The sequence below is a fragment of the Komagataeibacter melomenusus genome (assembly GCF_013155395.1).
GTDB classification, from domain to species: Bacteria; Pseudomonadota; Alphaproteobacteria; order Acetobacterales; family Acetobacteraceae; genus Komagataeibacter; species Komagataeibacter melomenusus.
This window is the reverse complement of the sequence record NZ_JABJWC010000032.1, coordinates 1-26,400: the sequence shown is the minus strand read 5'-3', so window position 1 is coordinate 26,400 and position 26,400 is coordinate 1. Positions and strand designations below refer to the sequence as shown.

The 26,400-nt window shown below is 63.2% G+C and carries 26 protein-coding genes, 1 tRNA gene and 1 riboswitch; of the genes, 11 read left to right on the top strand and 16 right to left on the bottom strand.

Going from position 1 to position 26,400, the window contains the following annotated elements:
• Positions 1-102 precede the first annotated feature (102 nt).
• Together HNW77_RS12175 and HNW77_RS12170 are read left to right on the top strand one after the other, a co-directional pair.
• Complete coding sequence (locus tag HNW77_RS12175; RefSeq protein ID WP_172157960.1) at positions 103-1,029, top strand: DnaJ C-terminal domain-containing protein; 927 nt, start codon at positions 103-105, stop codon at positions 1,027-1,029.
• Positions 1,026-1,355 carry a chaperone modulator CbpM gene (locus tag HNW77_RS12170; RefSeq protein WP_172157958.1) on the top strand — a complete coding sequence of 110 codons (330 nt, stop codon included), beginning with the start codon at positions 1,026-1,028 and terminating at the stop codon, positions 1,353-1,355. Before HNW77_RS12175 ends, HNW77_RS12170 begins: the two co-directional genes overlap by 4 nt.
• Before the next feature lie 67 nt (positions 1,356-1,422).
• Here HNW77_RS12170 and HNW77_RS12165 read toward each other — a convergent pair whose 3' ends face one another.
• Positions 1,423-1,830 (bottom strand): hypothetical protein, encoded by a 408-nt coding sequence (locus HNW77_RS12165; protein ID WP_241694446.1) that lies wholly within the window; start codon positions 1,828-1,830, stop codon positions 1,423-1,425.
• A 223-nt stretch (positions 1,831-2,053) separates the two neighbouring features.
• Between HNW77_RS12165 and budA the strand changes: the two genes are divergently transcribed.
• The 5 genes from budA (at position 2,054) to HNW77_RS12140 (ending at position 8,908) form a co-directional block, all read left to right on the top strand.
• A complete protein-coding gene (gene budA / locus HNW77_RS12160; RefSeq protein ID WP_408886829.1) occupies positions 2,054-2,857 on the top strand; it encodes an acetolactate decarboxylase in 804 nt (267 codons plus the stop codon).
• Positions 2,858-2,932: 75 nt separating this feature from the next.
• Positions 2,933-4,624 (top strand): acetolactate synthase AlsS, encoded by a 1,692-nt coding sequence (gene alsS, locus HNW77_RS12155; RefSeq protein ID WP_172157955.1) that lies wholly within the window; start codon positions 2,933-2,935, stop codon positions 4,622-4,624.
• Between the two features lie 202 nt (positions 4,625-4,826).
• Complete coding sequence (gene dld / locus HNW77_RS12150; RefSeq protein ID WP_172157953.1) at positions 4,827-6,560, top strand: D-lactate dehydrogenase; 1,734 nt, start codon at positions 4,827-4,829, stop codon at positions 6,558-6,560.
• Positions 6,561-6,688: 128 nt separating this feature from the next.
• Entirely contained in the window at positions 6,689-8,383 is a 1,695-nt protein-coding gene (locus HNW77_RS12145; protein ID WP_172157952.1) for an alpha-keto acid decarboxylase family protein, read from the top strand.
• A 93-nt stretch (positions 8,384-8,476) separates the two neighbouring features.
• Positions 8,477-8,908 carry an NUDIX domain-containing protein gene (locus HNW77_RS12140; protein WP_172157950.1) on the top strand — a complete coding sequence of 144 codons (432 nt, stop codon included), beginning with the start codon at positions 8,477-8,479 and terminating at the stop codon, positions 8,906-8,908.
• 58 nt (positions 8,909-8,966) lie between these two features.
• On the opposite strand, the gene HNW77_RS12135 is transcribed toward HNW77_RS12140, so the two are convergent.
• The 3 genes from HNW77_RS12135 to HNW77_RS12125 all read right to left on the bottom strand — a co-directional run bounded on the left by HNW77_RS12135 (position 8,967) and on the right by HNW77_RS12125 (position 11,959).
• Complete coding sequence (locus tag HNW77_RS12135; protein ID WP_172157949.1) at positions 8,967-9,152, bottom strand: hypothetical protein; 186 nt, start codon at positions 9,150-9,152, stop codon at positions 8,967-8,969.
• Between the two features lie 299 nt (positions 9,153-9,451).
• The gene (locus HNW77_RS12130; protein WP_172157948.1) at positions 9,452-10,435 is read right to left on the bottom strand and encodes a phosphotransferase enzyme family protein; all 984 of its coding nucleotides are present in this window, start codon (positions 10,433-10,435) and stop codon (positions 9,452-9,454) included.
• 45 nt (positions 10,436-10,480) lie between these two features.
• Positions 10,481-11,959: a carbohydrate porin gene (locus HNW77_RS12125; RefSeq protein WP_172157946.1), complete on the bottom strand. Its 1,479-nt coding sequence runs from the start codon at positions 11,957-11,959 to the stop codon at positions 10,481-10,483.
• A 261-nt stretch (positions 11,960-12,220) separates the two neighbouring features.
• Between HNW77_RS12125 and moaB the strand changes: the two genes are divergently transcribed.
• On the top strand, positions 12,221-12,772 hold the full coding sequence (gene moaB / locus HNW77_RS12120) for a molybdenum cofactor biosynthesis protein B (RefSeq protein ID WP_172157945.1): 552 nt from the start codon (positions 12,221-12,223) through the stop codon (positions 12,770-12,772).
• A gap of 94 nt (positions 12,773-12,866) precedes the next feature.
• On the top strand, positions 12,867-13,448 hold the full coding sequence (locus tag HNW77_RS12115; protein WP_172157943.1) for a DJ-1/PfpI family protein: 582 nt from the start codon (positions 12,867-12,869) through the stop codon (positions 13,446-13,448).
• A 2-nt stretch (positions 13,449-13,450) separates the two neighbouring features.
• On the opposite strand, the gene folE is transcribed toward HNW77_RS12115, so the two are convergent.
• The 3 genes from folE to metZ all read right to left on the bottom strand — a co-directional run bounded on the left by folE (position 13,451) and on the right by metZ (position 15,814).
• Positions 13,451-14,056 (bottom strand): GTP cyclohydrolase I FolE, encoded by a 606-nt coding sequence (gene folE / locus HNW77_RS12110; protein ID WP_159261917.1) that lies wholly within the window; start codon positions 14,054-14,056, stop codon positions 13,451-13,453.
• A gap of 59 nt (positions 14,057-14,115) precedes the next feature.
• Positions 14,116-14,526: a Co2+/Mg2+ efflux protein ApaG gene (gene apaG, locus HNW77_RS12105; protein WP_241694449.1), complete on the bottom strand. Its 411-nt coding sequence runs from the start codon at positions 14,524-14,526 to the stop codon at positions 14,116-14,118.
• A gap of 85 nt (positions 14,527-14,611) precedes the next feature.
• The gene (gene metZ / locus HNW77_RS12100) at positions 14,612-15,814 is read right to left on the bottom strand and encodes an O-succinylhomoserine sulfhydrylase (protein WP_172157940.1); all 1,203 of its coding nucleotides are present in this window, start codon (positions 15,812-15,814) and stop codon (positions 14,612-14,614) included.
• A gap of 119 nt (positions 15,815-15,933) precedes the next feature.
• A riboswitch (SAM riboswitch) is annotated at positions 15,934-16,014 on the bottom strand.
• 119 nt (positions 16,015-16,133) lie between these two features.
• Here metZ and HNW77_RS12095 point away from each other — a divergent pair.
• Positions 16,134-16,207, top strand: a tRNA-Gly gene (locus tag HNW77_RS12095).
• Positions 16,208-16,228: 21 nt separating this feature from the next.
• Here the strand turns inward: HNW77_RS12095 and HNW77_RS12090 are convergent.
• On the bottom strand, positions 16,229-16,627 hold the full coding sequence (locus HNW77_RS12090; RefSeq protein WP_172157938.1) for a hypothetical protein: 399 nt from the start codon (positions 16,625-16,627) through the stop codon (positions 16,229-16,231).
• A gap of 162 nt (positions 16,628-16,789) precedes the next feature.
• On the opposite strand from HNW77_RS12090, the gene HNW77_RS12085 reads away from it, so the two are divergent.
• Positions 16,790-17,158, top strand: coding sequence for a hypothetical protein (locus HNW77_RS12085; protein ID WP_172157937.1), 369 nt, complete (start codon positions 16,790-16,792; stop codon positions 17,156-17,158).
• 109 nt (positions 17,159-17,267) lie between these two features.
• On the opposite strand, the gene HNW77_RS12080 is transcribed toward HNW77_RS12085, so the two are convergent.
• The 8 genes from HNW77_RS12080 to HNW77_RS12045 form a co-directional block, all read right to left on the bottom strand.
• Complete coding sequence (locus tag HNW77_RS12080; protein WP_241694445.1) at positions 17,268-17,756, bottom strand: hypothetical protein; 489 nt, start codon at positions 17,754-17,756, stop codon at positions 17,268-17,270.
• A gap of 737 nt (positions 17,757-18,493) precedes the next feature.
• Complete coding sequence (locus HNW77_RS12075; protein WP_172157935.1) at positions 18,494-19,168, bottom strand: PqiC family protein; 675 nt, start codon at positions 19,166-19,168, stop codon at positions 18,494-18,496.
• Positions 19,165-20,118, bottom strand: coding sequence for an MlaD family protein (locus HNW77_RS12070; RefSeq protein WP_172157933.1), 954 nt, complete (start codon positions 20,116-20,118; stop codon positions 19,165-19,167). Before HNW77_RS12070 ends, HNW77_RS12075 begins: the two co-directional genes overlap by 4 nt.
• A 5-nt stretch (positions 20,119-20,123) precedes the next feature.
• On the bottom strand, positions 20,124-20,927 hold the full coding sequence (locus HNW77_RS12065) for an ABC transporter ATP-binding protein (RefSeq protein WP_172157931.1): 804 nt from the start codon (positions 20,925-20,927) through the stop codon (positions 20,124-20,126).
• A gap of 5 nt (positions 20,928-20,932) precedes the next feature.
• Complete coding sequence (locus HNW77_RS12060; RefSeq protein WP_187353251.1) at positions 20,933-22,123, bottom strand: ABC transporter permease; 1,191 nt, start codon at positions 22,121-22,123, stop codon at positions 20,933-20,935.
• Between the two features lie 161 nt (positions 22,124-22,284).
• The gene (locus HNW77_RS12055; RefSeq protein WP_172157930.1) at positions 22,285-23,343 is read right to left on the bottom strand and encodes a hypothetical protein; all 1,059 of its coding nucleotides are present in this window, start codon (positions 23,341-23,343) and stop codon (positions 22,285-22,287) included.
• Positions 23,340-24,074, bottom strand: a complete 735-nt coding sequence (locus HNW77_RS12050; RefSeq protein WP_172157928.1) for a 2OG-Fe dioxygenase family protein — start codon at positions 24,072-24,074, stop codon at positions 23,340-23,342. Before HNW77_RS12050 ends, HNW77_RS12055 begins: the two co-directional genes overlap by 4 nt.
• Positions 24,067-26,400 (bottom strand): mechanosensitive ion channel domain-containing protein (locus HNW77_RS12045; RefSeq protein ID WP_172157927.1); only part of this gene is annotated, 2,334 nt, incomplete at its 5' end. The genes HNW77_RS12050 and HNW77_RS12045, both read right to left, overlap by 8 nt.

The window sequence follows — 26,400 nt, the reverse complement described above, 5'->3', positions numbered from 1 at the left end:
TGAAGCATGAAGGGCCGCAAGGCTGTATTGAATGGTGTTCAGGGGGCAGGGGCGTGGCGCATGGCCGGGCTGGCCCATTCCTGACGGAGGGATGATTTTTAAGTGAGCAAGGATCCATACGAAGTACTCGGCCTGACGCGCTCGGCCAGCCAGGATGATATCCGCAAGGCCTACCGCAAGCTGGCCAAGAAGTACCACCCCGATCTCAACCCCGGCGACAAGGTGGCCGAGGAGCATTTCAAGGCCGTGGGCGCCGCCAACGCCCTGCTGTCCGATGAGGCGCAGCGCGCGCGCTACGACCGGGGCGAGATCGATGAAACCGGGCAGGAAAAAGGCTTCGGCTTTGGCGGTGGCGGCGGCTACCGTGACCATGCCGAGGGGCCGCAGGGCTTCCATTACGGTGGCGGCCAGTTCTCGGAAGAGGATCTGGGCGACATCTTCGGCATGTTCGGCGGTGGTGGGGGCGGCTTCCGCCGCAGGCCGCAGGGGCCGATGAAGGGGGCGGACCGGCAGTATGCGCTGACCGTGAGCTTCCTTGATTCCGTCAATGGCGGCACGGAGCGGATCACGCTGCCCGGCAGCACGCAGCTTGACGTGAAGATTCCGCCCGGCATTACCGATGGGCAGGTCATGCGCCTGCGCGGCAAGGGTGATCCGGGGCAGCAGGGTGGCCCTGCGGGCGATGCGCTGATCACCATCACGGTCGCGCCCGACAGCACCTATACGCGTGATGGCAACGACATCCGCATGTCGCTGCCGGTGGACCTGAAAACGGCGGTGCTTGGCGGCAGCATCACCATTCCCACGCCTGCGGGGGCGGTGAAGATGAACGTGCCGGCCCATTCCGACAGTGGCAGCGTGCTGCGCCTGCGCGGGCGCGGGGTCAAGGCGCATGGCAAGACCGAGGCGGGCAACCTGTATGTCAAGCTGGTGGTGACGCTGGGCAAGGTTGATCCGGCGCTGGAGGAATTCCTGCGCAACAACACGGCGGGCGAGAAGCCGGAGCCTGCGGAGGGCAAGAAGGCATGATTACGATCGAGACCCTGTGCCTGCGCATTGGCAACGTGCCCGAGCGCGACGTGCAGGCATGGATCGATAGCGACTGGCTGCGACCCGAGGGCGCGCCGGGGCATTACCTGTTTCGTGAGATCGACGAGGCGCGGGCCCGGCTGATCCTGGAACTGCGCGATGACATGGGCATCAATGACGAGGGAATGCCGGTGGTGCTCTCGCTGCTCGACCAGCTTTATGCCGCCCGCCGCCAGATGCTGCGCCTGCGCGAGGCGATCAGCATCCCGCGCGAGAACGAACTGCGCTCGCGCCTGCGCGGCCTGCTGACCAGCGCGCAGGACTGACGACGCACGGCCCGCCCCGTTCCCGCCCCCGTGCCCGGCATTCCGGGCACGGGGGTTTTTTTATGGATCAGTCGGCGCGGCTGAGCGGCAGGTCCAGCTTCTGGCCCGGCTTGGCGCCCTGCATCTGCAGATCGGCGGCATTGGGCGAGGTCAGGCGGAAGACGGTGCGCGGGTCATCATTGACCGAACGCAGCGAGGTCTCGTCCTGCACCTTCAGTTCGATGGTGCGGCCCGTCAGCCCCGTGATCTTGCCCAGCGAATCCGGCAGCTTCAGGTAAAGCCGGGCCGCCGGTCCCACCGCCTTGTTGGCGGTGATGGTGACGGGCTGGAGGCCAAGCGCCGTCCAGTCGCCCGTATAGGCGCCGGGGCCATAGGGGGGCCTGGGGTCGGGCTGGTCGGCGCGCGCCACGCCAGCGCCCGCGATCACGCCGGTCAGGCTTAAGGCTGCGAGCGCCATGTGGAGGGGTTTCATCATCGGGTCATCCTGCCTGTTCATGTGGCGCTCACAATGCAGGCGGGGCGCGGGCAGGGCAAGCGGCAAGCCCCGTGTAGCGGCCCTACAGTCATGCCAATCCATATTTTTTATATATGGAAATAGCCTTGAATATATATTGGACGTACTGACCAGCCTGCCGCACCATCATCGTGCCATCTACACATGATCGGGAAGCAGGCCGTGCCGCTGCGCCGCCGCCCCGTTGCAGGAGACCCAGGTCTTGAAGCTGAAATGCTACTCGGTAGGCGATATCGATACCCGCTCCAGCGCCGTTGACGCGACGGGCGTGCGTCCGCGCATGAACCGCCTGTACCAGACCTCCACCATGGCCGCACTGCTCGATGCCGTCTATGATGGGGAAACCACGCTTGACGAACTGCTGCTGCACGGCAATTTCGGCCTCGGCACGTTCAACGCGCTCGATGGCGAGATGATCGTCAATGACAGCGTCATCCACCAGTTCCGCGCCGATGGCCAGGCCGGTCGCGTGCCGGGCGACCTCAAGACCCCGTTCGCCTGCGTCACCTTCTTCAACCCGGAGAAGGAGTACATGATCGACACCGCGCAGGACAAGGAAGGCTTCGAGGCGATTGTCGACCGGCTGGTCAACAACCCCAACCTGTTTGCCGCCGTGCGCTTTACCGGCCTGTTCGAGCGTGTCGAGACGCGCACCGTGTTCTGCCAGTGCCAGCCCTACCCGCCCATGCTCGAGGTCGTGGCGCGCCAGCCCACCATGCAGCTTGGCGCCGCCACGGGCACCATGCTCGGCTTCCGCACGCCGGGCTACATGCAGGGTGTCAACGTGGCGGGCTATCACCTGCACTTCCTGACCGAAGACAGCCGCCGTGGCGGCCACCTGACCGATTACGCCGTGCTCAAGGGCAAGCTTGAAGTGGGCATCATCTCCGATGTCGAGATCCAGTTGCCCCGCACCGAGCAGTTCGCGAAGGCCAATCTTTCACCCGAGAACATTCACGAGGCCATTCGCGTGGCCGAGGGCGGTTGAGGGGCTTGCCCCTCCCGTCACTACCCTGCCCGGCAGCCAAGGCTGCGGCAATAATCTTTCAGGATCGCTGAAACAATGACTGACAAGACCCAATCGGCCGCGCCTGAGTGCGGGGCGGACATGATCGTGCGCAACCTCGTGGCGCACGGCACGACCCACGTATTCGGCATTCCGGGTGCGAAGGTGGACCGCCTGTTCGATGCGCTCGTCGACAGCCCGATCGAGACGGTGGTGACCCGCCATGAGCAGAATGCCGCCTTCATTGCCGGTGGCATCGGCCGCCTGACCGGCAAGGCCGGTGTGGCCATCGCCACTTCCGGCCCCGGCGCCTCGAATTTCGTGACCGGCCTCGCCACCGCCAACTCAGAAGGCGACCCGGTGCTGGCCATTGGTGGCGCGGTGAAGCTGGCCGACCGCCTGAAGCTGACCCACCAGAGCATGGACACGGTGGCCCTGTTCCAGCCGATCACCAAATACAGCGCGGAAATCACGTCGCCTGCCGCGGTGTCCGAATCCATTGCCAACGCGCTGCGCTTTGCCGAGAGCGGCCGCCCGGGTGCCGCCTTCGTCAGCACGCCGATGGATATCCTGTCCATGCCGGCGGAAGGCAAGGTGCTGGCCGGGCGTGAGCTGCCCAAAAATGGCGCGGCCCCGGCCGAGGCCATCAACGAGGCGCTGGGCCTGATCCGCAAGGCGAAGCGTCCGGTCATCCTGCTCGGCCTGCTGGCCAGCCGCCCCGACGTGTCCGATGCGGTGCGCGCGCTGGTGGCGACCACGGGCGTGCCGGTCATTGGCACCTATCAGGCCGCCGGTGCGGTGTCGCAGGAACTGTCGGGCCGCTTTGGTGGCCGCGTGGGTCTGTTCCGCAACCAGCCGGGCGACCAGTTGCTGCATGAGGCCGACCTCGTGATCTCGATCGGCTACAACCCGATCGAATATGACCCGTGGCTGTGGAATGTCGATAACGGCCGCAAGATCGTGCATGTCGATGTGGTGGCCGCCGAGCTTGACACGCATTACGACCCGGCGGTGGAACTGGTTGGTGACATCGCGGCTTCGGTCAAGGCGCTGGCGACCCAGGCAGGCAAGCTTGCGCGCGCGCCGCAGCTTGAAGAGATCCTGAACCAGTACCATGCCACCCGCCTTGCCGCCCTGTCGGGCGCGCGCAGCACCTCGAACACCGCCGTTCACCCGCTGCAGATCGTGCGCGAGCTTGAGCAGTTCGTGACCCCGGACGTGACGATGTGCCTCGACATGGGCACCTTCCACATCTGGCTGGCGCGCTACCTGCTGTCCTTCCGCGCGCGCCAGATGCTGATCAGCAACGGACAGCAGACCATGGGCGTGGGCCTGCCGTGGGGCATTGCCGCAAGCCTGGTCAACCCGGGGCAGAAGGTCATCTCGATTTCGGGCGATGGCGGGTTCATGATGTCGTGCATGGAGCTGGAAACGGCGGTACGGCTGAAGTGCAACCTCATCCACATGGTCTGGGTCGATCAGGCCTACAACATGGTCGAGATGCAGGAGAAGAAGAAGTACGGTCGTGGCTCGGGCGTGGATTTCGGGCCGATCGACTTTGCCATGTTCGCCCGCTCCTGCGGTGCCCACGGCATTGCCGTCCATTCCGCCGATGGCGTGGCTGGTGCGCTGCGCGAGGCCATGGACATTGAAGGCCCGGTGGTGATCTCGGTGCCGGTGGATTACTCGCAGAACCACCTGCTCATGAAGCCGCTGGCAACCCTTGGCGAGACCTCGGCCGCAGCGTAAGACCCGGCCCGGCGTACTGTAAAACCGGCCCGCCACGCCCTGACCGGCGGGCGGGCCGTTCTGTTTGGGCATGCGACCTCAGCATTTTATGCGCACGTCGCCCGATGCGGAACATGCCAGACTACAAAACATCATTTCACGAATGCCCCCAGGCCGGAACAGGCACGCGGGCGTGAGGAAATGGCATCGAGGGAAAGTAAAAATGCTGAAAGCGGCACAGGACATGGCATCCACAACGGGCGCGCAACTGGTTACGGAACTCCAGCAGATCGTGGGCAACCACCATGTACTGACCGAGGAAGGCGCGACCCTGCCCTACCGGCGGGGGTTCCGCTTTGGCGAGGGGCGTGCCCTTGCGGTTGTCATGCCCGGCTCGCTGGTGGAGCAGTGGCGCGTGCTGCAGGCCTGCGTGAAGGCGGGCGTGATCGTGATCATGCAGGCGGCCAATACCGGGCTGACCGGCGGCTCCACGCCCGATGGCAATACCTATGACCGCGATATCGTGATCGTGCACAGCATGCGCATGCGCACGATCCACCTCATTGGCGGCGGCAAGCAGGTGGTGTGCCTGCCCGGTGCCACGCTCGACCAGCTCGAGACCATGCTCAAGCCCATCGGGCGCGAGCCGCATTCGGTCATTGGCTCATCGTGCATCGGGGCCTCGGTGTTTGGCGGGGTCAGCAACAACTCGGGCGGCGCGCTGGTGCGGCGCGGCCCGGCCTATACCGACATGGCGCTGTTTGCCCAGGTCTCGCCGCAGGGCGAACTGCAGCTTGTCAACCATCTCGGCATCGAGCTTGGCGCCGACCCCGAGGACATCCTCAGGCGCGCGGAGGAAGGCAACTTCCCCGATGCCAGCATCAACTGGCACGCAGGCCGCGGGCATGATGATGGCTACGCCACCCATGTGCGCGATGTGAACGCCGATACGCCGGCCCGCTTCAACGCCGACCTGCAGCGCCTGCACGAAGGCGCAGGCTGCGCGGGCAAGCTTGGCCTGTTTGCCGTGCGGCTTGACACGTTCGAGGCGGAAAAGGACCCGGTCGTCTTCTACATGGGCACCAACCAGACCGATGTGCTTGAAGATGTGCGCCGCCATATCCTGTCGGAATTCAAGGAACTGCCGATCGCGGGCGAATACCTGCACCGCGATGCGTTCAACATTGCCGAGAAATACGGCAAGGACACCTTCGTCATCATCCGCATGATCGGCACCAGCCGCCTGCCCGCCATGTTCGCCATGAAAAATGCGTTCGACCGCATCGCGGACAGGATCGGCTTCCTGCCCAAGCATTTCAGCGACCGGTTCATGCAGTTCATGAGCCACTTCTTTCCGCAGCACCTGCCCGCGCGCATGCGTGACTATCGCGACCGCTTCGAGCATCACCTCATGCTCAAGGTCAGCGCCTCGGGCGCGCAGGAGGCGCGTGACTTCCTCAAGAGCCATTTCGCCACGCATGAGGGCGAATTCTTTGAATGCACGCCCGATGAAGGGGCCAAGGCCTTCCTGCACCGCTTTGCCGCCGCCGGTGCCGCCGTGCGGTACCGCAATGTCCATACCGACACGACCGAGAATATCGTGGCCCTTGACGTGGCGCTGCGCCGCAATGACCGCGCGTGGTTCGAGGTGCTGCCCAAGGACATCGAGGACGAGATCATCGTCAAGCTGTACTACGGCCATTTCCTGTGCCACGTGATGCATCAGGATTACGTGGTGCGTAAGGGTTATGACTGTGTCGCGCTCGAGCACCGCATGCTGCCCGGCCTGGACAGGCGCGGCGCGCGCTACCCGGCGGAACATAATTTCGGTCATCTCTACCAGGCACCCGAGGACGTGCTGGCCCATTACCGCCAGCTTGACCCGTGCAACTGTTTCAATCCCGGCATTGGTCAGGCGACCAAGCGCCGGAACTGGGTTGCCGAAAGCGTAGGATAAGGCACGAAAGCCTTGCCGTGCTTTTGGCATGATGGCCCGGCTGCGGGCCATTCATGTGGGTTCTCCCCCTGCCGGGGGAGGGGCGCGGCCTGCCGCGCCTGCCACGCAAGGGAAGGAAATTCGTCATAATGACATATACAGTTGGCCATTACCTTGGTGAACGCCTGGCGCAGATCGGGCTCAAGGACCATTTCGCGGTGGCGGGTGACTACAATCTCGTCCTGCTCGACCAGCTTCTTGAAATCGAGGGCCTGCGCCAGGTCTATTGCTGCAATGAACTGAACTGCGGCTTCAGCGCCGAGGGCTATGCCCGCGCCAACGGGGCGGGCGCTGCGGTTGTCACCTTCAGCGTGGGCGCGCTTTCAGCACTCAACGCCATTGGCGGCGCCTATGCCGAGAACCTGCCGGTCATCCTGATCTCGGGCGCGCCCAATTCAAACGACCACGGCAGCGGGCACATCCTGCACCACACCACCGGCACGCCGGATTATGGCTACCAGCTTGAAATTGCAAAGCGCCTGACCTGTGCCGCCGTGTCCATCACCGCCGCCGAGCACGCGCCGGTGCAGATCGACCACGCCATCCGCACGGCGCTGCGCGAGAAGAAGCCTGCCTATATCGAGATTGCGTGCAACGTCTCGGCCCAGCCCTGTTCGCGCCCCGGCCCGGTCAGTGCCATCCTGGCCGATGTACCCTCCGACCCCGCCACGCTGGAGGTCGCGGTTGACGCGCTGGCCCGTTTCCTCGATGCGCGCAAGAAGCCCATCATTCTGGTTGGCAGCCGCCTGCGCGCCGCAGGCTGCGAGGAAGCGGCCATCCGCCTGGCCGATGCGCTGGGCTGCGCCGTGGTGAGCATGGCGGCGGCCAAGAGCTTCTTTCCCGAGGATCACCCGGCCTATGCCGGCACCTACTGGGGCGATGTGAGCAGCCCCGGCGCGCAGCAGATCTTTGACTGGGCGGATGGCGTGCTGTGCCTGACCCCGGTATTCAATGATTACTCCACCGTTGGCTGGACCGCGTGGCCCAGGGGCGACAACGTGGCGCTGATGGAGGCGCGGCATATCGAGGCGGCGGGCACGACATATGATGGCGTACACCTGCGCGACGTGATCGATGCGCTGATTGCCCGCCTCAAGGGCCAGCCCAAAAAGGATGCGACGCTGGTTGAATACAACCGCATCAAAACCCCCGTGGCTGCCGTGGCCCCGGCAGCCCCCGATGCCCCGCTGGTGCGCGCCGAGATGGCGCGCCAGATCCAGGCGTTGCTGACATCGAACACCTCGGTCATCGCCGAGACGGGCGATTCGTGGTTCAACGCCATGCAGATGAAGCTGCCGCGTGGCGCGCGGGTGGAACTGGAGATGCAGTGGGGCCATATCGGCTGGTCCGTGCCTGCCACCTTCGGTTATGCCGTGGCCGCGCCCGAGCGGCGGATCATTGCCATGATCGGCGATGGCTCCTTCCAGCTGACCGCGCAGGAAGTGGCCCAGATGGTGCGGCTCAGGCTGCCGGTCATCATCTTCCTGGTCAATAACCGGGGCTACACCATCGAAGTCCAGATTCATGATGGTCCGTACAACAACATCAAGAACTGGGATTATGCCGGGCTGATGAAGGTGTTCAACGCCGAGGACGGCCACGGGCTGGGCTTCCGCGCCACCACGGGTGCGGAGATGGAAAAGGCGATTGCCGCAGCCCTGGCCAACAAGGAAGGCCCGACCCTGATCGAATGCCAGATCGACCGTGATGACTGCACGAGCGACCTGATCTCGTGGGGGCGGCGCGTTGCGACTGCCAACGCCCGGCCGCCTGCCGCGCGCTGAGGCGTTTACGCCTTATGGCTGCAAGGGCGGGGGGTGCCTTCGGGCGCCCCCTTGCTGTATGGGGCGGGCCTCAACCATGAAAGGATGCCCGATATGACCGGACAGACCGGCCCGCGCGTGGGGTGTGGCGCTGCCATTATCGATGGGGAAGGGCGCATCCTGCTGCTCAGGCGCCTGCGCCAGCCGCAGGCGGGGTGCTGGGGCCTGCCCGGTGGCAAGGTGGAGGCGCTTGAGACGACCTGCCAGGCGATGGCGCGCGAAATTGCGGAGGAAGTGGGGCTGAACGTAAAGGCCCCCGAATTTTTATGCCTGGTGGAGGAACACGACACCACGGCGGGGCATTTCTGGGTTTCCCCGGTTTATCTGGTCACGTCCTGGCAGGGCACGCCACGGCTGATGGAGCCGGACAGGCATGAGGGGCCGCGCTGGTTTGCGCTGGATTCCCTGCCGGAGCAATTGACGACTCCCACCCGCCATGCGGTGGAGGCACTGGCCCTTCGGGCAACCCTGAATTGTAAAAAATGACAAAGTTTGATTTTTGTCGTGGTTGCCGTAAGCGATTCGGCTTCAGGTAGGCGAAGGATCAGGACGGGTCGGCTGCGGTATCAAGCGTGCGGGCATAATCGAGCAGCGCGCGGCGGTGACGGGCATGGATCATCCGCGTGGTCTGGGAGCGGGTCGGAATTTCATCCGTAATTAACGGAACGGCACCGGCTGCGATGGATGAAGCCGCGGCAGACGGGGCGATCGTGTCAACTGCAGGGGTCATTGCTGTTTTTCCGTTATGTGCCAAGGACAGGACAAGCTCCGGTGAGTCGGATCGTTAACCGAACGACACATTACCTAATGTTCATACATGTCAGAATTGAGGCATAAAAGACATACTGGTCCAGAAAGCTCATTTTATCGTTCACATTTAGTTTATCATATGGAACTCAGGACCAGGGCGACATTCCTCCCGAACCTTTCCGGAAAGTAATCTGGGCGCTTTATCGGCCCACATGAATTAAAAAATTATCTAAATTTTGCCCCCTGGCGCAAAAAAAACAGGGTGGCTTGCCCGCGCCTTCAGCCGATATGGCGCAGGAACTGCCCGTTTTCCCATGCGCGGCACAGTGCGACCGTGCGCGCGGACCAGTCCCGGCCCAGGCTCTGCACCTGTCTTGTCTGGGCATGGGTGCCGGTCCAGGCCAGGAGCTGGATGCGGCGCTGGATGACGAGGGCGGGCAGGATATCAAGGTCAGCCTGCGTCAGGTCACCCGTGGCGCCATAGCCTGCCAGCCAGTGGTCAACCCAGGATGGGGCCTGCGGGTGGTCTTCATAAAAACTCAGTGCTGCCGCCAGATCGTGCATGAACCAGCTGATGCCGCAGTCATCAAAATCGATGAGGCGGGTTCGTGTGCCGCTGACCAGCAGGTTGGCCAGCCGCAGGTCGGCGTGGATCAGCCCGAATTGCGCAGGCCCGGTGCCATAATCCGCCAGTTGCCCTGCAACCGTGCGCAGGCAGCCTGCAATCAGGTCGCGGGCCGTATCGGTCATGCCGGGCGCGTTCTGCCACCGGCCCCACAGGGCATCGGGGCCGGTCATGGTGGCGGGGGTCCAGACCTTGCGGGTGAAGCCGGGCGGGCGCTGCCAGTGACGGCTGTGGGCATGCAGGCGGGCTGTCACGCGGCCCAGCCGGGCAAAGGCTGCGGGGTCGATGTCGGTGGTGGGCTCGGTGCCTTCCATCCAGCCAAACAGCACGGCATGGCGGGGCACGCCATCGGCGCCATGCACGGTGCGGATGCGCCCGCCATCAAGGCCGGGCTGGGGCTGCGGCACGTCCAGCCCGGTTTCGCGCAGGGCATCAAGCCAGGCCAGTTCGCTGCCAATCTCGGCGGCGGTATGATAGCCGGGCCGGTGCAGGCGCAGCACATGGCGCGCGCCGGATGGCGTGTCGATGCGAAAGACGACGTTTTCTGAAATGGAAAGCAGGCTGGCGCGCGCGTCACGCAGCGGGTACTGGGCCAGCGCCGCGTGGGCCAGCCGGTAAAGGGAGGCGGGATCGGTCATGATCCCTCTCCCATACCGCCTGGGCGCGTGTTGATGAAGGGCGGGTTAGAGAATGCAGTTGAACTGCAGGCCCATTACCGCCGCATCATGGTAGGTGGTGGTGCCGCCGGGGCGGTTGATATACTGGAAATCCGGCTGGAAGCTCATGCCGCGCGCGGTGTGGATGTTGTAGAAGACTTCATACACATCCTCATGCGTCTGGATGCCCCAGGCCTTGCCCCACTGGTTGGTCAGGTAAGGCGTGCCTGCCAGCACCGAGGATTCCTGCTGCAGCACCGAGGCGCGGCTCATCTCGAAGTAATGGAACATCGCCCCCACCGTATCGAGCGGGCGGCCCCATGCGGCGCCCGTTTCCACCATGCCGGCCCAGGCGTGGTATTTCATCGCCGAGACCTTGCCCGATGTATACATGAAGCCCGATAGCGCGATCAGGCCGTTGGTCGGGCCCTTGCCGTTGCGGATGAACATCTGGTCGGCCTGGAACCAGGCCGTGCTGACACCGGATTGCTTGCGGAAGGGGCGGCCGGTCAGCACGGCGGAGTTGCCGTTGATGTCGGAATACAGGTCATTGTACTGCGAGTTGTCATAGCCATAACCCGCCTTGTAGTGACCGGCGAGGTGGTGCGGGCCAAATTCGGGCAGCCAGCCGAATTCCACCGGGGTGGAGAACTTGCCCAGCCCGCTCTGCGCCCAGGCCCAGCCCGAGATGCCACCGTTATAGGAATGCGGGGATACGGCAAACATCGAGGCCATGATATAGGTATCGACCGTGGGCATGACGCGCATCACCACGCCAAGGTTGCCCGAAGGCCAGTCGCGCCCGCCCGGCACGTATTTGCCCGGTGCGGGATTGCCGCAGATCGACACGTTCATGAAGTCACAGAACAGGGGGGAGGCGGCAAAGAAGCTGCCCACCGGAATCCAGCCTGCGCTGATATCGAGCCGGTTATGGAACAGCGACTGCTCGGCATACATGTACACAAGGTGGGCGACCACGTTGCCACGCGCACCGTAGATCTGCTGCACGCCACCAAGCGAATCGTGGATGTTGTCCGTACTTTCGTTCCGGCCATGACCGTTGACGATCATGGTATGGGTCCAGAAATTCTTGGGCGCGCCTGCCAGCTTGTGCCAGTCGATATCGATTTCCACGCCGACCTGGCCCGCATCGGTCACGCCTTTTTGCGCGCCACCATGGAAGTTGCCTGCCAGTTCCTCATGCACGTCGGCTTCGATATGCACGCCGTGCTTCTGCAGGAAGGGCTGGATCCCCGCCCAGTCGCCAAAAAAGTGCTGGTTGCCGTAGGGCGCGCTGTAAAACAGCCCCGGATCCTGCACCGTAACATTACGGCGGGAGTTGATGTTGAGGCTGGGCTGCGCGCCAACCACGCCCTGGCCTTCCCCCGGAAGGGCCTGTGCCCGCGCGCCTTCGCCACAGGTGAAAAAGGCAAGAAGAAACAGGGGGAACAGCGCAAAAGAGCGGATAAATCTTCGGGTCATTCGCATATCGGTAGCATATTTCATGCCGAATATAAACCTTGGCAGGGGAATTGTGTAAAAACTAATATTTTGCAAAATATTGGTAAAGATATTTTTTTTGTTATATCAATAGATTTATGTAAAATGTTACTATTCCTGAAGGTGTTTTTTTGTGCAATGCACAAATACATCAGAATTTCGTGTTTGTTCTCACATATTACTCATTTGCCCCGCCCGCACCCATGATACCGTACCCCACCCGCCCTACCGTTGACGCAACCCCGCGGGAATGGTGAACATGGCCCCATGTCACGCCTTGATATGAAAAAACCCTTCCTGCCCGTTCGCATCGCCGTGCTCACGGTATCCGACACCCGCACGCCGGAAACGGACAGGTCGGGCGATATACTGGCCGCGCGCATTACCGCGGCGGGCCATGAAGTCGCCGCACGCGCCATCGTGCCAGATGATGCGGGCCAGCTTGCCGCCATGCTGTCGGGCTGGATTGCCGACCCGCAGGTCGATGTGGTCATTTCCACCGGGGGCACGGGTGTAACCGGCCGTGACGTGACGCCGGAAGCCTTTGAGCGGGTGATCGAGAAGCGGATCGAAGGGTTTGGCGAACTGTTCCGCATGCTGTCGTACCAGAAGATCGGCACCTCCACCATCCAGTCGCGCGCGCTTGCAGGCGTTGCGGGGGGGACCTACCTGTTCGCCCTGCCCGGATCGACCGGCGCGGTGAAGGACGGGTGGGATGACATTCTGGTCTGGCAACTCGATAGCCGTCATGTGCCCTGCAATTTTGTTGAACTCATGCCCCGCCTGCGCGAGCACCTGCCGCCCGGACATGATGACTGATGCGCAGAACGCGGGGAAAAGGACAAAGGTTTCCGGTGCCATCTTCGTTCAGTCAAAGGCGGCATCGCGTACAGGCGGTCTGGGGAGAACAGGCATGACGGACACGAAAAAGCTGCTGTTGCTGGCAGGCGACTATGTTGAAGATTACGAGATCATGGTGCCCTATCAGGCCCTGACCATGCTCGGCTACGGGGTTGATACGGTCTGCCCCGGCAGGAAAAAGGGCGACTACGTGCTGACCGCCATCCATGATTTCGAGGGCGCGCAGACCTATAGCGAGAAGCCGGGCCACCGCTTCGTGCTCAATGCCGACTTTGATGCGGTCAGCCACGCCGACTATGCGGGCCTGATCCTGCCCGGCGGGCGCGCGCCGGAATATCTGCGACTCGATGCGCGGGTGATCGCACTCGTCCGGGCCTTTGCCGATCGCCCGCTGGCCGCGATCTGCCATGCAGCCCAGCTTCTGGCGGCGGCCCGTGTCATTTCAGGCAGGCGGGTTTCCGCCTATCCCGCCTGCCGCCCCGATGTGGAACTGGCAGGCGGCGTTTATGCCGATATCGCGATTGATGCGGCAGTGACCGATGGCATGCTGGTCACGGCACCCGCATGGCCCGCGCACCCGGCGTGGCTGGCGCAGTTCATTGCCGTGCTGGGGGCGAAGGTTACGCTTGGCTAAAATCAGATTCCCGCGCTGCTCATGGCCGGGCGGTTGAGAATGGACAGGAACTCCCGCCGCGTGTCGGAGTTGGTGCGGAACGTGCCGAGCATGCGGCTTGTCACCATCGACACGCCAGGCCGGTGCACGCCGCGCGTGGTCATGCACTGGTGCGCCGCCTCGATCACCACGCCCACGCCATAGGGCTGGAGTTCCTCGTTGATGGTGTTGGCGATCTGCGCGGTCAGGCGTTCCTGGATCTGGAAGCGCCGGGCATAGGCATCGACCACGCGGGCCAGCTTGGAAATGCCCACCACCCGCTTGCGCGGCAGATAGGCCACGTGTGCCACGCCGATGATGGGCACCATGTGGTGCTCGCAATGGCTCTCCACGCGGATATCGCGCAGCAGCACCATCTCGTCATAATCATCCACCTCGGAGAAGGTGCGGCGCAGCATGTCCACCGGGTCTTCGGCATAGCCCGCGAAGAACTCGCCATAGGATTTGATGACGCGGGCGGGCGTGTCGCGCAGGCCTTCGCGGTCGGGGTCTTCGCCCGCCCAGCGCAGCAGGGTGCGTACGGCCTCTTCTGCTTCCGTGCGGGTGGGGCGGGAATCGATGGGGGTCATGCTCTGTGGGTTCTTGTTGCAGGGGCCGCCCGGCAGGGACAGGCCACGGAAGGAAAAACTTAATGCAGGATGGTCGAGTGGTGCGGGCTGTCGAGGCTGAAGACCGGGATGCTGATATCGAAGTGCTCCCGGCTGGCCGGGCGGAGCATATGATACTGCCCGCCCATGAAGCCGGTTGGCGTTTCAAGGGCGGCGCCTGACATGTATTCAAAACTGGCGGCGGCGTCGATCAGGGGCTGCTCGCCCACGACACCTTCGCCCTCCACCCGTTCGATCCGGCCCTGCCCGTCCACGATGCGCCAGCTACGGCGCAGGAGTTGCACCGCCGTGTCGCCATGGTTCTCGATCCGCACCCGGTAAGCCCACACATAGCGGTGCTCATCGGGTTCGGACTGGTCATCGAGCCAGAAGGTCTGGACCACCACGCGCATCTTGCCGGTCGTCGCCTCGAAACATGGCGTATTGTCCAGTGTCTCGCCCAGTGCGGCATCAGCACCTTCCCCGCCGGGGGGAAGGAAAGGCCGGTTCTTGCTCATGGTGGTGGCGCTCCTGCTCTTACCGGCTGGCCAGCGCCGCAAGGCCGCGCCTGAGGTCGTCAATCAGGTCATCGGCATCTTCCAGCCCGACCGAGAAGCGGATCGCGCCATCGGTAATGCCAAGGCGGGCGCGCTCTTCAGGGGCCAGCTTCATGTGGGTGGTCGTGGCCGGATGCGTGACCAGCGAACGGGCATCGCCCAGGTTGTTGGAAATCGAGATCAGCCGCAGCGCGTTCATGAAGGCGAATGCTCCCGCCTTGCCGCCCTCGACCTCGAACGCCACCAGCGTGGAGCCTGCCGCCATCTGCTTTTTGGCCAGTTCGTATTGCGGGTGGTCCTTGCGGCCGGGGTAGAACACGCGGGCAATGCCGGGGGCCTCGGCCAGGAAGTCGGCCACTTTGGCCGCGTTCTGCGTCATGGCGTTCACGCGCAGGGCCAGGGTCTCGATGCTTTTGAGCATGACCCAGGCATTGAACGGCGAGAGGCTGTTGCCGGTATTGCGCTGGAAAGGGCGCAGCACCTCGTTGATCCATTTTTCCGTGCCCAGCACGGCGCCACCGAGCACGCGGCCCTGGCCATCGATGTGCTTGGTGCATGAATACACCACCACGTCGGCCCCGAGTTCGAGCGGCTTCTGGTACAGCGGGGTGGCGAACACGTTATCAACCACCACGGTCGCCCCCGCCTTGTGGGCAAGGTCGCAGATCATGCGGATGTCGAGCACGTCGAGCATCGGGTTCGACGGGCTTTCGAGCAGCACGGCGCGGGTGGGCTTGCCCAGTGCTTCCTTCCACGCCGCCATGTCGCCGCCATCGACGAACACCGTCTCCACGCCGTAGCGCGGCAGCAGTTCGGAGACGATCCAGTGGCATGAGCCGAACAGCGCGCGCGAGGCCACCACGCGGTCGCCCGCGCGCACCTGGGCCAGCAGCGCGGAGGACACGGCCCCCATGCCGGTGGAGGTCAGGGCACAGGCTTCAGCGCCCTCAAGGTCGCACAGGCGGCGCTCGAGATTGGCCACCGTGGGGTTGCCAAAGCGGGTGTACTGGTAGTGCGAGACATCGCCGGTAAAGGTGCCTTCGGCCTGCTCGGCGCTGTCATACACAAAGCCGGAGGTCAGGAACATCGCCTCGCTGGTCTCGCCATAGGGCGTGCGCTCGAGGCCCGCATTGATCAGGCGGGTTGCGGGGCGGAAGGATTTGGGGTCGGGCTGGTCAGTCATGGTGGGTGGCAGTTCCTGCAAACAGGGTGGTGTCAAGGCAGGCCAGTACCGGCTGATGCCCGGCAGCCTGGCCCGAAAGGCGGTGCACGACCGTGGAAACCATGATGCCCGCGCCCTGTCACCGGCGGGATCAGGCCTCTTTAGCGCGTATGTTTTACCTCGCCGCAAGCCGGCCGTATCAAATCACGAGGGTCCGGGCGCAACCTTGCCCGGGCATGCATGCTTATTGCGGATCAGGGCCGGGTGCGTCAACTGCTGGCCTGACCCTGTAAAGGGGTGATTGCATCTGCCATGCTTGTGCAGTATAGAGGGCGGGCCTGCGGGTGTAGTTCAATGGTAGAACGGCAGCTTCCCAAGCTGCATACGAGGGTTCGATTCCCTTCACCCGCTCCAGCTTCCCTTTGAAATTGTTGGTCAGTCCCGGTGCATGCCATCGGCATAGCGGCCGGGGTGCTGGCTGGTGTAATCGGGGTAAAGGGTTTCCCTTGTAATCTCGCCCGCCCGCCATTTCCGGACCAGGTCATAAGCATAGTCTGGCCTGAGTTTTTCAATGCCGCAGTGAAACAGGGCGCAGTCACTCAGGCCCCCTTCGCACATATCCCAGCATGTCAGGTCACCCTGATCGTTTTCAAGAATAATGGCCGGCCTGTAACGGCAGTCCTCAATAATGGTGCCGGGGGGGAAGCGTTTTATGGTGTGCCGTTGCACGTAATAGCGTTTCGGGTCGCTTATCCACAGGGGAATGTTCCAGACGATGTGCTGATAAAACCAGTTTTCCACGCGTTCACGGAAACTGTCATTGCGTGCTGACATTGTCTGTCGCCTTATTGGTAATATCGTGCTCATGTTTAACACGATGGCGGGCATTCAGGCAGGTATTGATAAATGGTAAAAATAGGGGATGTTTTCTACATCAATACAAAGAAGGGCAGGGCTTACCTGCAATATATCAGGAAGATCCCAAGGTTTTCATACATGATCAGGGTGTTTTCCGGCTTTTACCCTGATGAAGGCGAGCAGGATGTGACGGAAATCGTGAAATCGCCTGTTGCCTTCATCATATTTTTTCCAGTGTACGCGGCGGACAGGCGCAAGGTCATTCATAAATGTGGCTATGTGCCGCTTGATGAAAAAGCCAGGGAAATGCCGGTATTTCGCTACGGAATACCGGACTTCAGAACCAAAAAAGTGCCGGTGTGGTGTTTCTGGGATGGAGAAAAAGAGTGGCCTGTTGAAAATATTACTGACGAACAGAGAAAATTACCGATGAAAATAATCGTGAACGATATCGCTCTGATCGACAAAATAGAAAGTGGATGGACCCCTGAAAACGATCCATGGTGAATTCAACAATAACTTAAAATAATAAAAGTTTTGGGGTGCCGCCTTTTTTCAAAAAGGCGGCGTCTTTCAAAGCTTTTGAAAAAAGCTTTACCAAAAACTTTTGTCTTTGTTATCGGCTTGGGGCGGGTTCGCCAGTGGCCTGCGTGTCGGTATAGGTTGTGCCGTTCCAGATCCACCGATCCGTGCCATCGACCAGCAGGTCATGCATGCCTTCATGCATCTCGGGCGTGATGGTGATCGGGCCGCTGACGGAATCCAGAACCTGTATCCATTTACGCCCGTCCGGCAGGTAAACGGAGGTGGAACACCCCGCCGAGCCGCACAGGCTGGCCGATTGCAACTGCACGAACAGCGCCGTGCGCGGCGGGTCATCCGACAGGCGGCCCGAGCCGGTCAGCAGCACCGGGCGTTCATTCTGCATGGCGGCATCATGCAGGTCGGGCGAGACCAGCAGGCGGGCCTGCCGGTCGAGTTCGGTGCCCGGATGCTGCGCCAGGATCACCGGGCCGCCTTCCGCCCATGCCGCATTCATACCCGCCAGCCCCATGAGCGCGACAGGCAGCACGAAGGCGCGCAGAAAATGACGGAGACACGGCATGAAGGGCATACTCCCGCAAGGACAAACTATTGCAAACCCAATGCGTATGTCCGCGCAAGGTTCCGCGCCGTCTTCCTGCCTGTGGCTAAAGCCGCATCTGCCTGAAAACGGCTTCACCAGACACTTTACTGATGATTGCCGGGTCTTTTCAGGCCGTTTTTGATCCTGCAACCTGTATTTCAGTCAATGTAAAAACGGGCGGATGGAAATGGTAAAAGTCGGGGATGTTTTTTATATCAATACAGATAAGGGCAGGGCCTATTTTCAGTATGTAAAAAACATTCCACGATTTTCATACATCATCAGGGTCTTTTCCGGATTTTACCCCGATGCAGGGCAGCAGGATGTGACTGCGGTGGTCAGGTCCCCTGTATCCTTCATATGTTTTCCATTGGGCGCGGCTGACAGGCGCGGGGTCGTTCACAGATGTGGACGTGCCACTTGATGAAAAGGTCAGGCAAATACCCGTCTTTCGTTATGGCGTACCGATCCCGGCACCGGAAAAGTGCGGGCATGGCGTCTGTGGGATGGGAAAAAAGAGTGGTCTGTTGAAAATATAACTGATGAGCAGCGAAATTTACCGCTGAAGATTATCGTGAATGATGCGGCTCTGATCGCCAGAATAGAAAGGGGATGGACGCCTGAAAACGATCCATGGTGAACCGGATGAAAACAGGTAAAGGTTTTGGGGTGCCGCCTTTTTTTTCAAAAAAAGGCGGCTTTACCCAAAACAGGCTTCAGTTCCGCCCATGATGGCCAGTGCTGGCGGCAGGTTGCGCTGCCATCGTGGGCCAGCTTGCCTCGATGCGGTCGCTGAGCTGGTTCAGCAGGCCCTCGGTCACCTTGGCAATGTTGTCATTGCTGCCAGTCGCCCCGCTGCCCAGAATGATGGTGCGGTTGCGCTGGATGGGCTGGCGCGAATCCTGCGGAATGATGGCCCAGTCCGCATTCAGCGCGGAGGTACCGTCGCGGCTCACATCAAGGCGGCTGATATTGAGCTGCAGCCGCCAGGTGGGGCGGTCGGGCTGGGGCTGGTCGGTTACGAACAGGTTCGGCCATTTCTGTGCAAGCCGCGCGGTAATCAGGTCGGTGGCGCCTACGGAAAGGCGGCTGGCCCAGCGGCCCAGCCCGCTGCGCTCGATCTCATGGCCGTTGCGCACCATGATGTCCTGACTGTCCAGATAGTCGGGCAGGCGGGTCCGCTCGACCTCGATGACCGGCGTGCTCTCGGTAATGGGGGTGGTCGAGGCAGTTTCCGCACCCGTGGCGATGGCAGGCGCGCCCAGCGTGTAAAAGCGCACGGGTGCCGAGGAACAGGCCGACAGCACCATGGCTGACAGCAGCAGGCCACCACCCGCCCGCAGGGCCGGATACAGGCGCGAAAGGGAGAGGGCGGGCTGGCGCGTTTTCATTGATTGCGTCCCATCAGCAGAAGTTGCGGATTACTTTCGACTTCATTGGCGAATCCGCGCAGCCCGTAGCCGGCTTCCATTACGTCTCGCATCGTATCATTCAGGTTGAGCATGTCACGGGACTGCGGGTTGAGCAGTGCGCGCAGCCCGGCAAGGGTTTCACGCGATTGCGCCATGGTTTGCCTTGTGTTGGCAATGAGCGCGAGCAGTTCGGCACGGCGGCCTTCGAACTGGCGGGTGTTGGTGGCAATCAGCTGGTCCAGCTTGTTTATGGTCACGCTGGCCCGGTTTTCCGCCTCGACCACGGTGGCGCGGATCTGGCGCACCGCCATCTCGCTGCGCGCCGATGTGTCATGAATGCTGGCCATCATGCCCGGCATGGTGGTGTTCACGTCGGCCACGAGCTTGTGCACGCTGGCCAGCGCGGTGGCCAGGTCATGGCGCAGCCCCGCCATGGAGGTGGAAACCATCATCGCTTCAAGCTGCTGCAGCGCGGTCTGGCCCATCGGTATTTCGGGCAGGTCGGTCAGGTCGGGGTGCAGGCGCACCGGCGTTTCGGGGTCAAGGTCAAGGTCGAGTTCGGTCTGGCCCGTCACCAGGCTGTGCAGCGTCATGTCGGCCCGCAGCCCGTTGGCCACGAGTTGCGGCAGCGGCGGCAGGTCGCCCCGTCCTGGCGCATGGTCCGGGTCGAACAGGATATAGACCGGCATGTAGGTGTGGTGGTCGACCGGGTCCACCTTGACCGTGATCCGCTCGACAGCACCCACCGGCACCCCACGGAAGTTGACCGGCGAGCCGATATCCAGCCCGTTCGTGGGGCTTTCAAACACCACCACGGCCTCGCTGCTGCGACCGGGCAGGGGCAGGTCGCCCTTGAGCCACAGCATGCCAAGCCCCACGGCCGCCACCCCGAGCACGACCGCGCCGATCAGTGTCTGCCTGCCGGGCATCGGCCTTACCCGTTTCCATGGGAGCTGGAACTGTCCAGCTGCTCACGGTGCATGAAGGCGTGCACCGTGGGGTCGGTGCAGTGGTCGCGCAGCCAGGTGGGCGAGCCATGGGCGATGGCGGTTTTCTGGTCGGCATCAAGGAAGATGCCGTCATCGGCAATATGGAACAGGCTCGAGAGTTCGTGGCTGACGATGATGATCGTAGCCCCCAGCCCGTCGCGCAGGTTCAGGATCAGTTCATCAAGCCGGGCCGAGGTAATGGGGTCGAGACCGGCGGAAGGTTCATCGAAGAACAGGATATCGGGGTCCAGCGACATGGCGCGCGCCAGCCCCGCGCGCTTGCGCATGCCGCCGCTAAGCTCGGATGGGTACTGGTCAATGGCATGCAGCATGCCCACGAGCCCCAGCTTGAGTTCGACCAGCTGGCGGATCACATGTGGTTCCAGCTTGGTGAACATCTGCATGGGCAGCGCCACGTTCTCGCCCACGGTCATCGAACTCCACAGCGCCCCGCTCTGGAACAGCACGCCAAAGCGCCGCCCGATGCGCACGCGGCTCTCATCATCGCCGGACCAGTAATTGTCCTTCTGCACCATGTAGGTGCCATGCGTGGGGCGCAGCAGGCCGATCATGCTCTTGAGCAGCGTGCTCTTGCCGCAGCCCGAGCCACCCATCACGGCAAAGATGCTGCCGCGCCGGACCTGGAAGGAGACATCATGCTGGATCACGCGCGGGCCGAAGGCCAGCGTCACGTCGTTGACGTCGATCATGACGGGGCGGTCATCGGTCGAGGGCATCTGGTTATTCATGGCGATCAGATCCCGATAACATTGGCGATAACCGCGAACACCGCATCCAGCGCGATCACGCCCACAATGCCCACCACCACGGCCTTGGTGGCCGCGATGCCCACATCGGCCGCACTCCGCCCCGCCTTGAGGCCGATGCGGCAGCTTGTCAGCCCGATGAAGGTGCCGAACACGAAGCTCTTGATGAAGCCGAAGGTAAACTGGTCAAGCGGCAGCGCCTGCAGGGTTTCATGGAAATAGCCCAGCGGCGAGACATCGAGCATGATGTAGGAGACGAAGAAGCCCCCAAGCATGCCAATCAGGCAGCCATACAGGTAAAGCAGCGGCATGGTGAAGGCCAGCGCCAGCACCGAGGGCAGGATCAGGTAGCTCGAGACCGGAATGCCGAACACCTGCAGCGCGTCGATTTCCTCATTGGCCTGCATGGTGGAGATGCGCGCGGCATAGGCGCCACCCGTGCGGCCCGCCATGATGATGGCCGTCATCACCGCTGACATCTCGCGCACCATGGCAATGGCCACGAGGCTCGCCACATAGATGTCGGCTGCGAATTTGTGCAGTTCCACCGACCCCACGAAGGCCAGGATCGCGCCGACAAGGAAGTTGACCACGCCCACGATCAGCAGCGCCGCAGGCCCCGCCGCACTCAGGTCGGACATGAGATCGACGGTGCGCATCATGCCGCGCCCCACCAGGGCGGCAAACCCGCCCTTGGCGGCGGCGGCCCCCATTTCGCTCACGCAGCCGACCTCGTTGAGCGTATCGAGCGTGAGCTGGCCCACGGCGGTGACGGGCTGGAATTTATGCGGCGGTGGCGGCGCGGGCGTGGGCGGGATCTCGGGCAGCAGGTCAAGCAGCTTGCGCGCGGATTCCGGCAGGGTGTCGATGCGCAGCTGCACGTTGTCTTCCCGGGCGGTGCGCTTGAGTTCCCACAGGAAGCTGATCAGCGAGGTATCCCATTTGCCAAGCTGGTCGGTGCTGAATTCAACCGGTTCGCCGTGTGGCACATCCCTGAACCCGGACTCAGGAAAGTCGGGGAGATGGCCCTGCTGTGCAATCCAGTCCCCGGACAATGTGACAAGGGTCCGGTTCGCCTCGGGCTGCAGATGCCATTGCGGCGCACCATTGACGGACGTTTTCACCAGCCTCTCCAACCTCAGTGCCGCAACCTCGCCCACCCGGTTGCGGGGCGGCATGCACAAAACGATCCCGGTTCTCGTCATCCGCCTGTTTGCTGGCAGGCAGGTGGCGGGTCTCTCACGGTGTTCTGTTTTCCATACCAGATGACCCGCCCGGCACAAGCCCCGCTGCCGTGAAGGCTCCGCGATGGCAGCGCATGGCTTTGGCGCATCCGCCCTCAGGGCGGCGTCGGGGCATGGGGCATGTCCACCGCCGGGTCGTCCACATGGCCGGTCGTGATGGCGGCGGTGATGTCGGCCATGATGCGCAGCGCCACGGGCAGGCGGTAATGCAGCGGATCCCAGAAATTATCCCGGTCTGCGGTCAGGGCGGTGTCATGGTTGAAGTCGAGCACGAGCGTGTCATGCCGGGGGGCGGTGACCTGGTTCACGCCCAGGCGGCAGGCCCTGAGCCGGGCATCGGCCACGCTGCCGGGCGTGCCGTGCAGGAAGCCCGAGGCGGGCGGAAACCACACCACCCGCAGCGTGGTGGCAGGCATGCGTGCCAGCATATCGGCCAGCAGGTCCATGCCCGGTGGCGGGGTTTCGGCCATGCCGGGCGGGGCAGGGGTGTTGTCGGGCGGCGCCCAGCGGCTGAAAATGGCCTGCACGCGGGCGGGGTCGTACCGGCTGTCGGGCGGCACGAAGCTTGTATAGCCATCACTGCCAAAGCGCTGGGCCTTGCGGCCTGCCAGCCACAGGAATTCATTGGCGGCTTCCTGCAGGGCATACAGGCTGGCCATGTGCAGATAGCCCATCCATGCGGGGTGGCCGTACATCCATTCCGGCCAGGGGCGGTTGGGGCCGCTCAGGCTGCCGGGGCGCGGGTGGCACCAGGCGGCATCGATGCCGATCATGATGATGCGCGGGGCCGGATGCGCGCGCAAAAAGGCGTCGAGTTCGCGCGACTGCTCCCACGGGCTGGCGCTGTTCATGGCCATGTTGAGAAAATGCGCGCCCAGCCCCCGCCCCAGCACCGCAGGCTGCATGAGGCGGCTGGTCGAGGTGCCGATGATGGCGGAGTCAAACCGTGCCTCGCGCGCCAGCGCGGGCATGGTGTAGCGGGTGTTGGAGGTGACGGGTATGCGGTCCAGCCGGGGCGAGAAGGGCAGGATGTTCCATGGGTCAACGGTTACGATGAACAGGTAGAGCCCGCCTCCCGTCACCCCCATCACCAGCGCGGCCAGCAGGGCAAAGCGCCGCCACGGGCCTGCCTGCCCCGCCCCGGCCTGCTTCATTGATGGCGGAATGTCACGACCAGAACATCACGGTAGGCCGGGCGGCCGGGGTCGAGCGGGCGCACCGCGGTGACGCCATGATAGACGCGGTTGTCATTGACCACCGCCGTATCAAGCGGCTGGTCGAGCATGAAACCGCCCAGCAGGGTGCGTTGCAGGTCATGGATGGAGGTCTCGCCCGACATGACGTTCTCGCGCCGCACCATGATCACCATCACCCAGTCCACGCCATCGCGGTGCAGCCCCTCGGGCGTGGGCTGGCCGGGGCTGTTCTCCAGCGCCTCGATGCGGAACTGGTGCACCTCGGTATGCCATACGTCGGGCTGGCTTGCGGGGTCGCTCAGGTCAGTCACGATGCGGTGCATGAGCCGTAAAATGGCCAGTAGCGCGGGATGGCTGCCCATCTCGGGCTCGATGGCGCGGAACCAGCGCTCGATGCCGCCATTGAGTTCGTTATAGTCGCGGCTCTGGTAATGGGGCTGGTGCTTCTTGCGCCTTATGCCCCCGGCGCTGATGGCGAAGGTGGCATGGCGGCGGCGGCGGTAGCGCCCGCCATCGGCCATGTAGCGGTCCAGCCCCAGCCGGTTCCAGCTTGCGGCAAAGCTGGCCCAGTCCGCCACGGCCTGCTGGCCCAGCAGGGCACGCATGGCCCCCGCGGGCACGAAGACAAAGCCATCCGCGCGCAGGGGGGCCTCGAGATGGGCCAGTACGCCCGCCGTATCTTCAGCCATGGGTGGGGTCATTTCCCTGTGACGTGCCGGGGGACGTGCCGGAGGCTTCGCCCTTTGAATCCCCGCCCCTGGAGCTTTCGGCCCTGGGGGCATCGGTTGCGCCATCGCTGGCTTCAGGCTGCGCGGGCTTTTCGAGGGTGGCCTTGGGGAAGTTTTCCTCCAGGTTCATCTGCAGCGTGCCGGCGGGACCATTGGCCAGCAGGTTGAGCGAGGTCGGGACCGGGAACTTGACCTGTTCCTTGACCATGCGCGCGCTCAGGCGGCTGTAATACTCGCGGTAGACCTTCCACTTCGAGCCCGGTGCCGTGCGGATGGAGCCAAGGAACTTGGAGCCATTGCCATCAGCCTGCTCCAGCCCGAGGAAGGAGAAGTCCGACTTGATGAGCGGGCCATACACATGGTCCTTGCGCAGGATCGCCAGTTCATCCTGCAGGATGGCGGCCACCCGGTGCGGGTCTTCCGACAGGTCGAGCATGAAGCTGACCACCACGAGGTTGTAGTCGCGCGAGGTATTGGCAATCGAGGTGACCGAGGAGAACGGAATGATGTGCAGGTCGCCATTGACCGCGCGCAGCCGCAGCGTGCGGATGGACAGGTGCTCCACCGTGCCCGACACGGCGCCTGCCGTCACCCAGTCGCCCACCTGCATGGCGTTTTCAACCAGCATGAAGAAGCCGGTGATGAAGTCCTTCACCAGGCTCTGCGAACCGAACGCGATGGCCGCACCCATGATGCCCGCACCCGTGAGCAGCGGGGCGACGTTGATGCCGATCTGCGACAGCGTGGTCACGGTGACGATGATGATGATGAAGGTGAGCAGCACCGTGCGGATGATGGGCAGCACCGTGCGCAGCCGTGTCGCGCGTGAGGCCTGGTCCGATGTCTCGAAGCGGGTGATCTGGTTCTGCAGGGTGGCGTTGGCCACCTCCCACACCACGATGGCGATGGTGTAGGCGATCATGATCGTCAGCATCGCGCCCACGATCTTGGTGCCCAGCGAGCCATGCACGAAGAAGCGGATGGCCGGCAGCCCCCACGACTGCAACAGCAGCACGACCGTGAAGAACACCAGCAGCACCGACAGTGTGCGCCGCGCCATGGGGTAGTAGTAGTCCACGCGGGCCTGCAGGCCGGGATAGCGCTTCTCGGTCGCCTCGGGCACGTGGAAGATCTTGTTCTGCACGCTGAAGGCCAGCACCGACAGCAGCCGCGCGCCCAGTATGACCACGATGGTCAGCGACAGCGTGCGCAGGATCCACGCATACCCGCCCTGGATCTGGGTGGCCCAGACCAGCCACAGCGCGAAGTCGAAGAACATGGCCGGAATCCACCAGAAGCGGACCATTTTGCCCACGAACATCCAGAACGGCTTCTCGCGCAGGCGGCCCGAGGGCTGGAGTGCCGCCCCCACATGGTGGCGGATGCGCCAGATGAAGATGGCGATCAGCATGTGCTCGATCAGCACCACGGCGCGGATGATGGCCTCGGTGCCGCGGGCGGGCATGTGGAACACGCCGCCAAGCGTTGACAGGCAGACCACGATGGAAGGGGCCGCCACCAGGAAGTTCCACCACCGCGTGACCATGCGCGCTGTCGCATCGGATGCGCTGCACAGGCGGATGGTGGGCGAGTGCGGCACGAACACGGTCTCGAGCAGCAGGTAGATCACGCGCGCGATGACATAGGCGTTGGTGAGCGTGATGGTGACCATCGCCGCCTGGTGCGTGGTGGCGAACAGGGCGGAGGCCCCATAGCCCAGCCCGAAGAAAAGGACGACCGGCAGCAGCTTGATGAGGAAATGCAGCAGCGAATAGGGGATGCGCGTGATGATGCGCAGCGTTTCATGCTGCTTGCGGTCATCCTGTTCGCGGGTCTGCTCGGTCTGCTGCTCGGCCTGGGCATCGGCGGCGGTGGCAGGCGGCGGGCTGGGCTGGTCCGCATCGGCCGCGTCCTCGCGCGCGAGGCGCTGGTTCAGGCGCTGCTCGGTCGCCACCGCGCGCGCGGTCACGCTGGCCAGGGGCTTGCGCAGGGCAATGGACAGGCCACGCTCGGCCACGAGGGCAAGGATGAAGATGATGCCCGCGCGCCCCATCGCATCAAGCAGGATCTGGCGCGAATCCGTATTGGACAGGATGGCGTGAACCCACCGCCCCACAAAGGCCAGGTCGGCGAACAGCGCCATGAAGTTCTGGCCCTGCTTTAACGCGACATCGCGGATATGGCCCAGCTCGTTCATGGTTTCGCTGCTGATGCTGCCGGGTTCGACCTCAACGTCGGAATTGGCGGCGGCAGCCTTCTTGGCCGGGGCGGGGGCGGGGGCAGGCGC

Coding starts and splice junctions, on each gene's coding strand:
- HNW77_RS12115 (WP_172157943.1), top strand. CDS start 12,867: ATGACGGACACGAAAAAGCTGCTGTTGCTGGCAGGCGACTATGTTGAA.
- HNW77_RS12140 (WP_172157950.1), top strand. CDS start 8,477: ATGACCGGACAGACCGGCCCGCGCGTGGGGTGTGGCGCTGCCATTATC.
- HNW77_RS12090 (WP_172157938.1), bottom strand. CDS start 16,627: ATGTCAGCACGCAATGACAGTTTCCGTGAACGCGTGGAAAACTGGTTT.
- HNW77_RS12055 (WP_172157930.1), bottom strand. CDS start 23,343: ATGAAGCAGGCCGGGGCGGGGCAGGCAGGCCCGTGGCGGCGCTTTGCC.
- dld (WP_172157953.1), top strand. CDS start 4,827: ATGCTGAAAGCGGCACAGGACATGGCATCCACAACGGGCGCGCAACTG.
- alsS (WP_172157955.1), top strand. CDS start 2,933: ATGACTGACAAGACCCAATCGGCCGCGCCTGAGTGCGGGGCGGACATG.
- HNW77_RS12125 (WP_172157946.1), bottom strand. CDS start 11,959: ATGAAATATGCTACCGATATGCGAATGACCCGAAGATTTATCCGCTCT.
- HNW77_RS12085 (WP_172157937.1), top strand. CDS start 16,790: ATGATCAGGGTGTTTTCCGGCTTTTACCCTGATGAAGGCGAGCAGGAT.
- HNW77_RS12075 (WP_172157935.1), bottom strand. CDS start 19,168: ATGAAAACGCGCCAGCCCGCCCTCTCCCTTTCGCGCCTGTATCCGGCC.
- HNW77_RS12050 (WP_172157928.1), bottom strand. CDS start 24,074: ATGGCTGAAGATACGGCGGGCGTACTGGCCCATCTCGAGGCCCCCCTG.
- HNW77_RS12170 (WP_172157958.1), top strand. CDS start 1,026: ATGATTACGATCGAGACCCTGTGCCTGCGCATTGGCAACGTGCCCGAG.
- HNW77_RS12070 (WP_172157933.1), bottom strand. CDS start 20,118: ATGCCCGGCAGGCAGACACTGATCGGCGCGGTCGTGCTCGGGGTGGCG.
- HNW77_RS12060 (WP_187353251.1), bottom strand. CDS start 22,123: ATGCCGCCCCGCAACCGGGTGGGCGAGGTTGCGGCACTGAGGTTGGAG.
- HNW77_RS12145 (WP_172157952.1), top strand. CDS start 6,689: ATGACATATACAGTTGGCCATTACCTTGGTGAACGCCTGGCGCAGATC.
- moaB (WP_172157945.1), top strand. CDS start 12,221: ATGTCACGCCTTGATATGAAAAAACCCTTCCTGCCCGTTCGCATCGCC.
- metZ (WP_172157940.1), bottom strand. CDS start 15,814: ATGACTGACCAGCCCGACCCCAAATCCTTCCGCCCCGCAACCCGCCTG.
- HNW77_RS12130 (WP_172157948.1), bottom strand. CDS start 10,435: ATGACCGATCCCGCCTCCCTTTACCGGCTGGCCCACGCGGCGCTGGCC.
- HNW77_RS12165 (WP_241694446.1), bottom strand. CDS start 1,830: ATGATGAAACCCCTCCACATGGCGCTCGCAGCCTTAAGCCTGACCGGC.
- HNW77_RS12080 (WP_241694445.1), bottom strand. CDS start 17,756: ATGCCGTGTCTCCGTCATTTTCTGCGCGCCTTCGTGCTGCCTGTCGCG.
- HNW77_RS12135 (WP_172157949.1), bottom strand. CDS start 9,152: ATGACCCCTGCAGTTGACACGATCGCCCCGTCTGCCGCGGCTTCATCC.
- folE (WP_159261917.1), bottom strand. CDS start 14,056: ATGACCCCCATCGATTCCCGCCCCACCCGCACGGAAGCAGAAGAGGCC.
- HNW77_RS12065 (WP_172157931.1), bottom strand. CDS start 20,927: ATGAATAACCAGATGCCCTCGACCGATGACCGCCCCGTCATGATCGAC.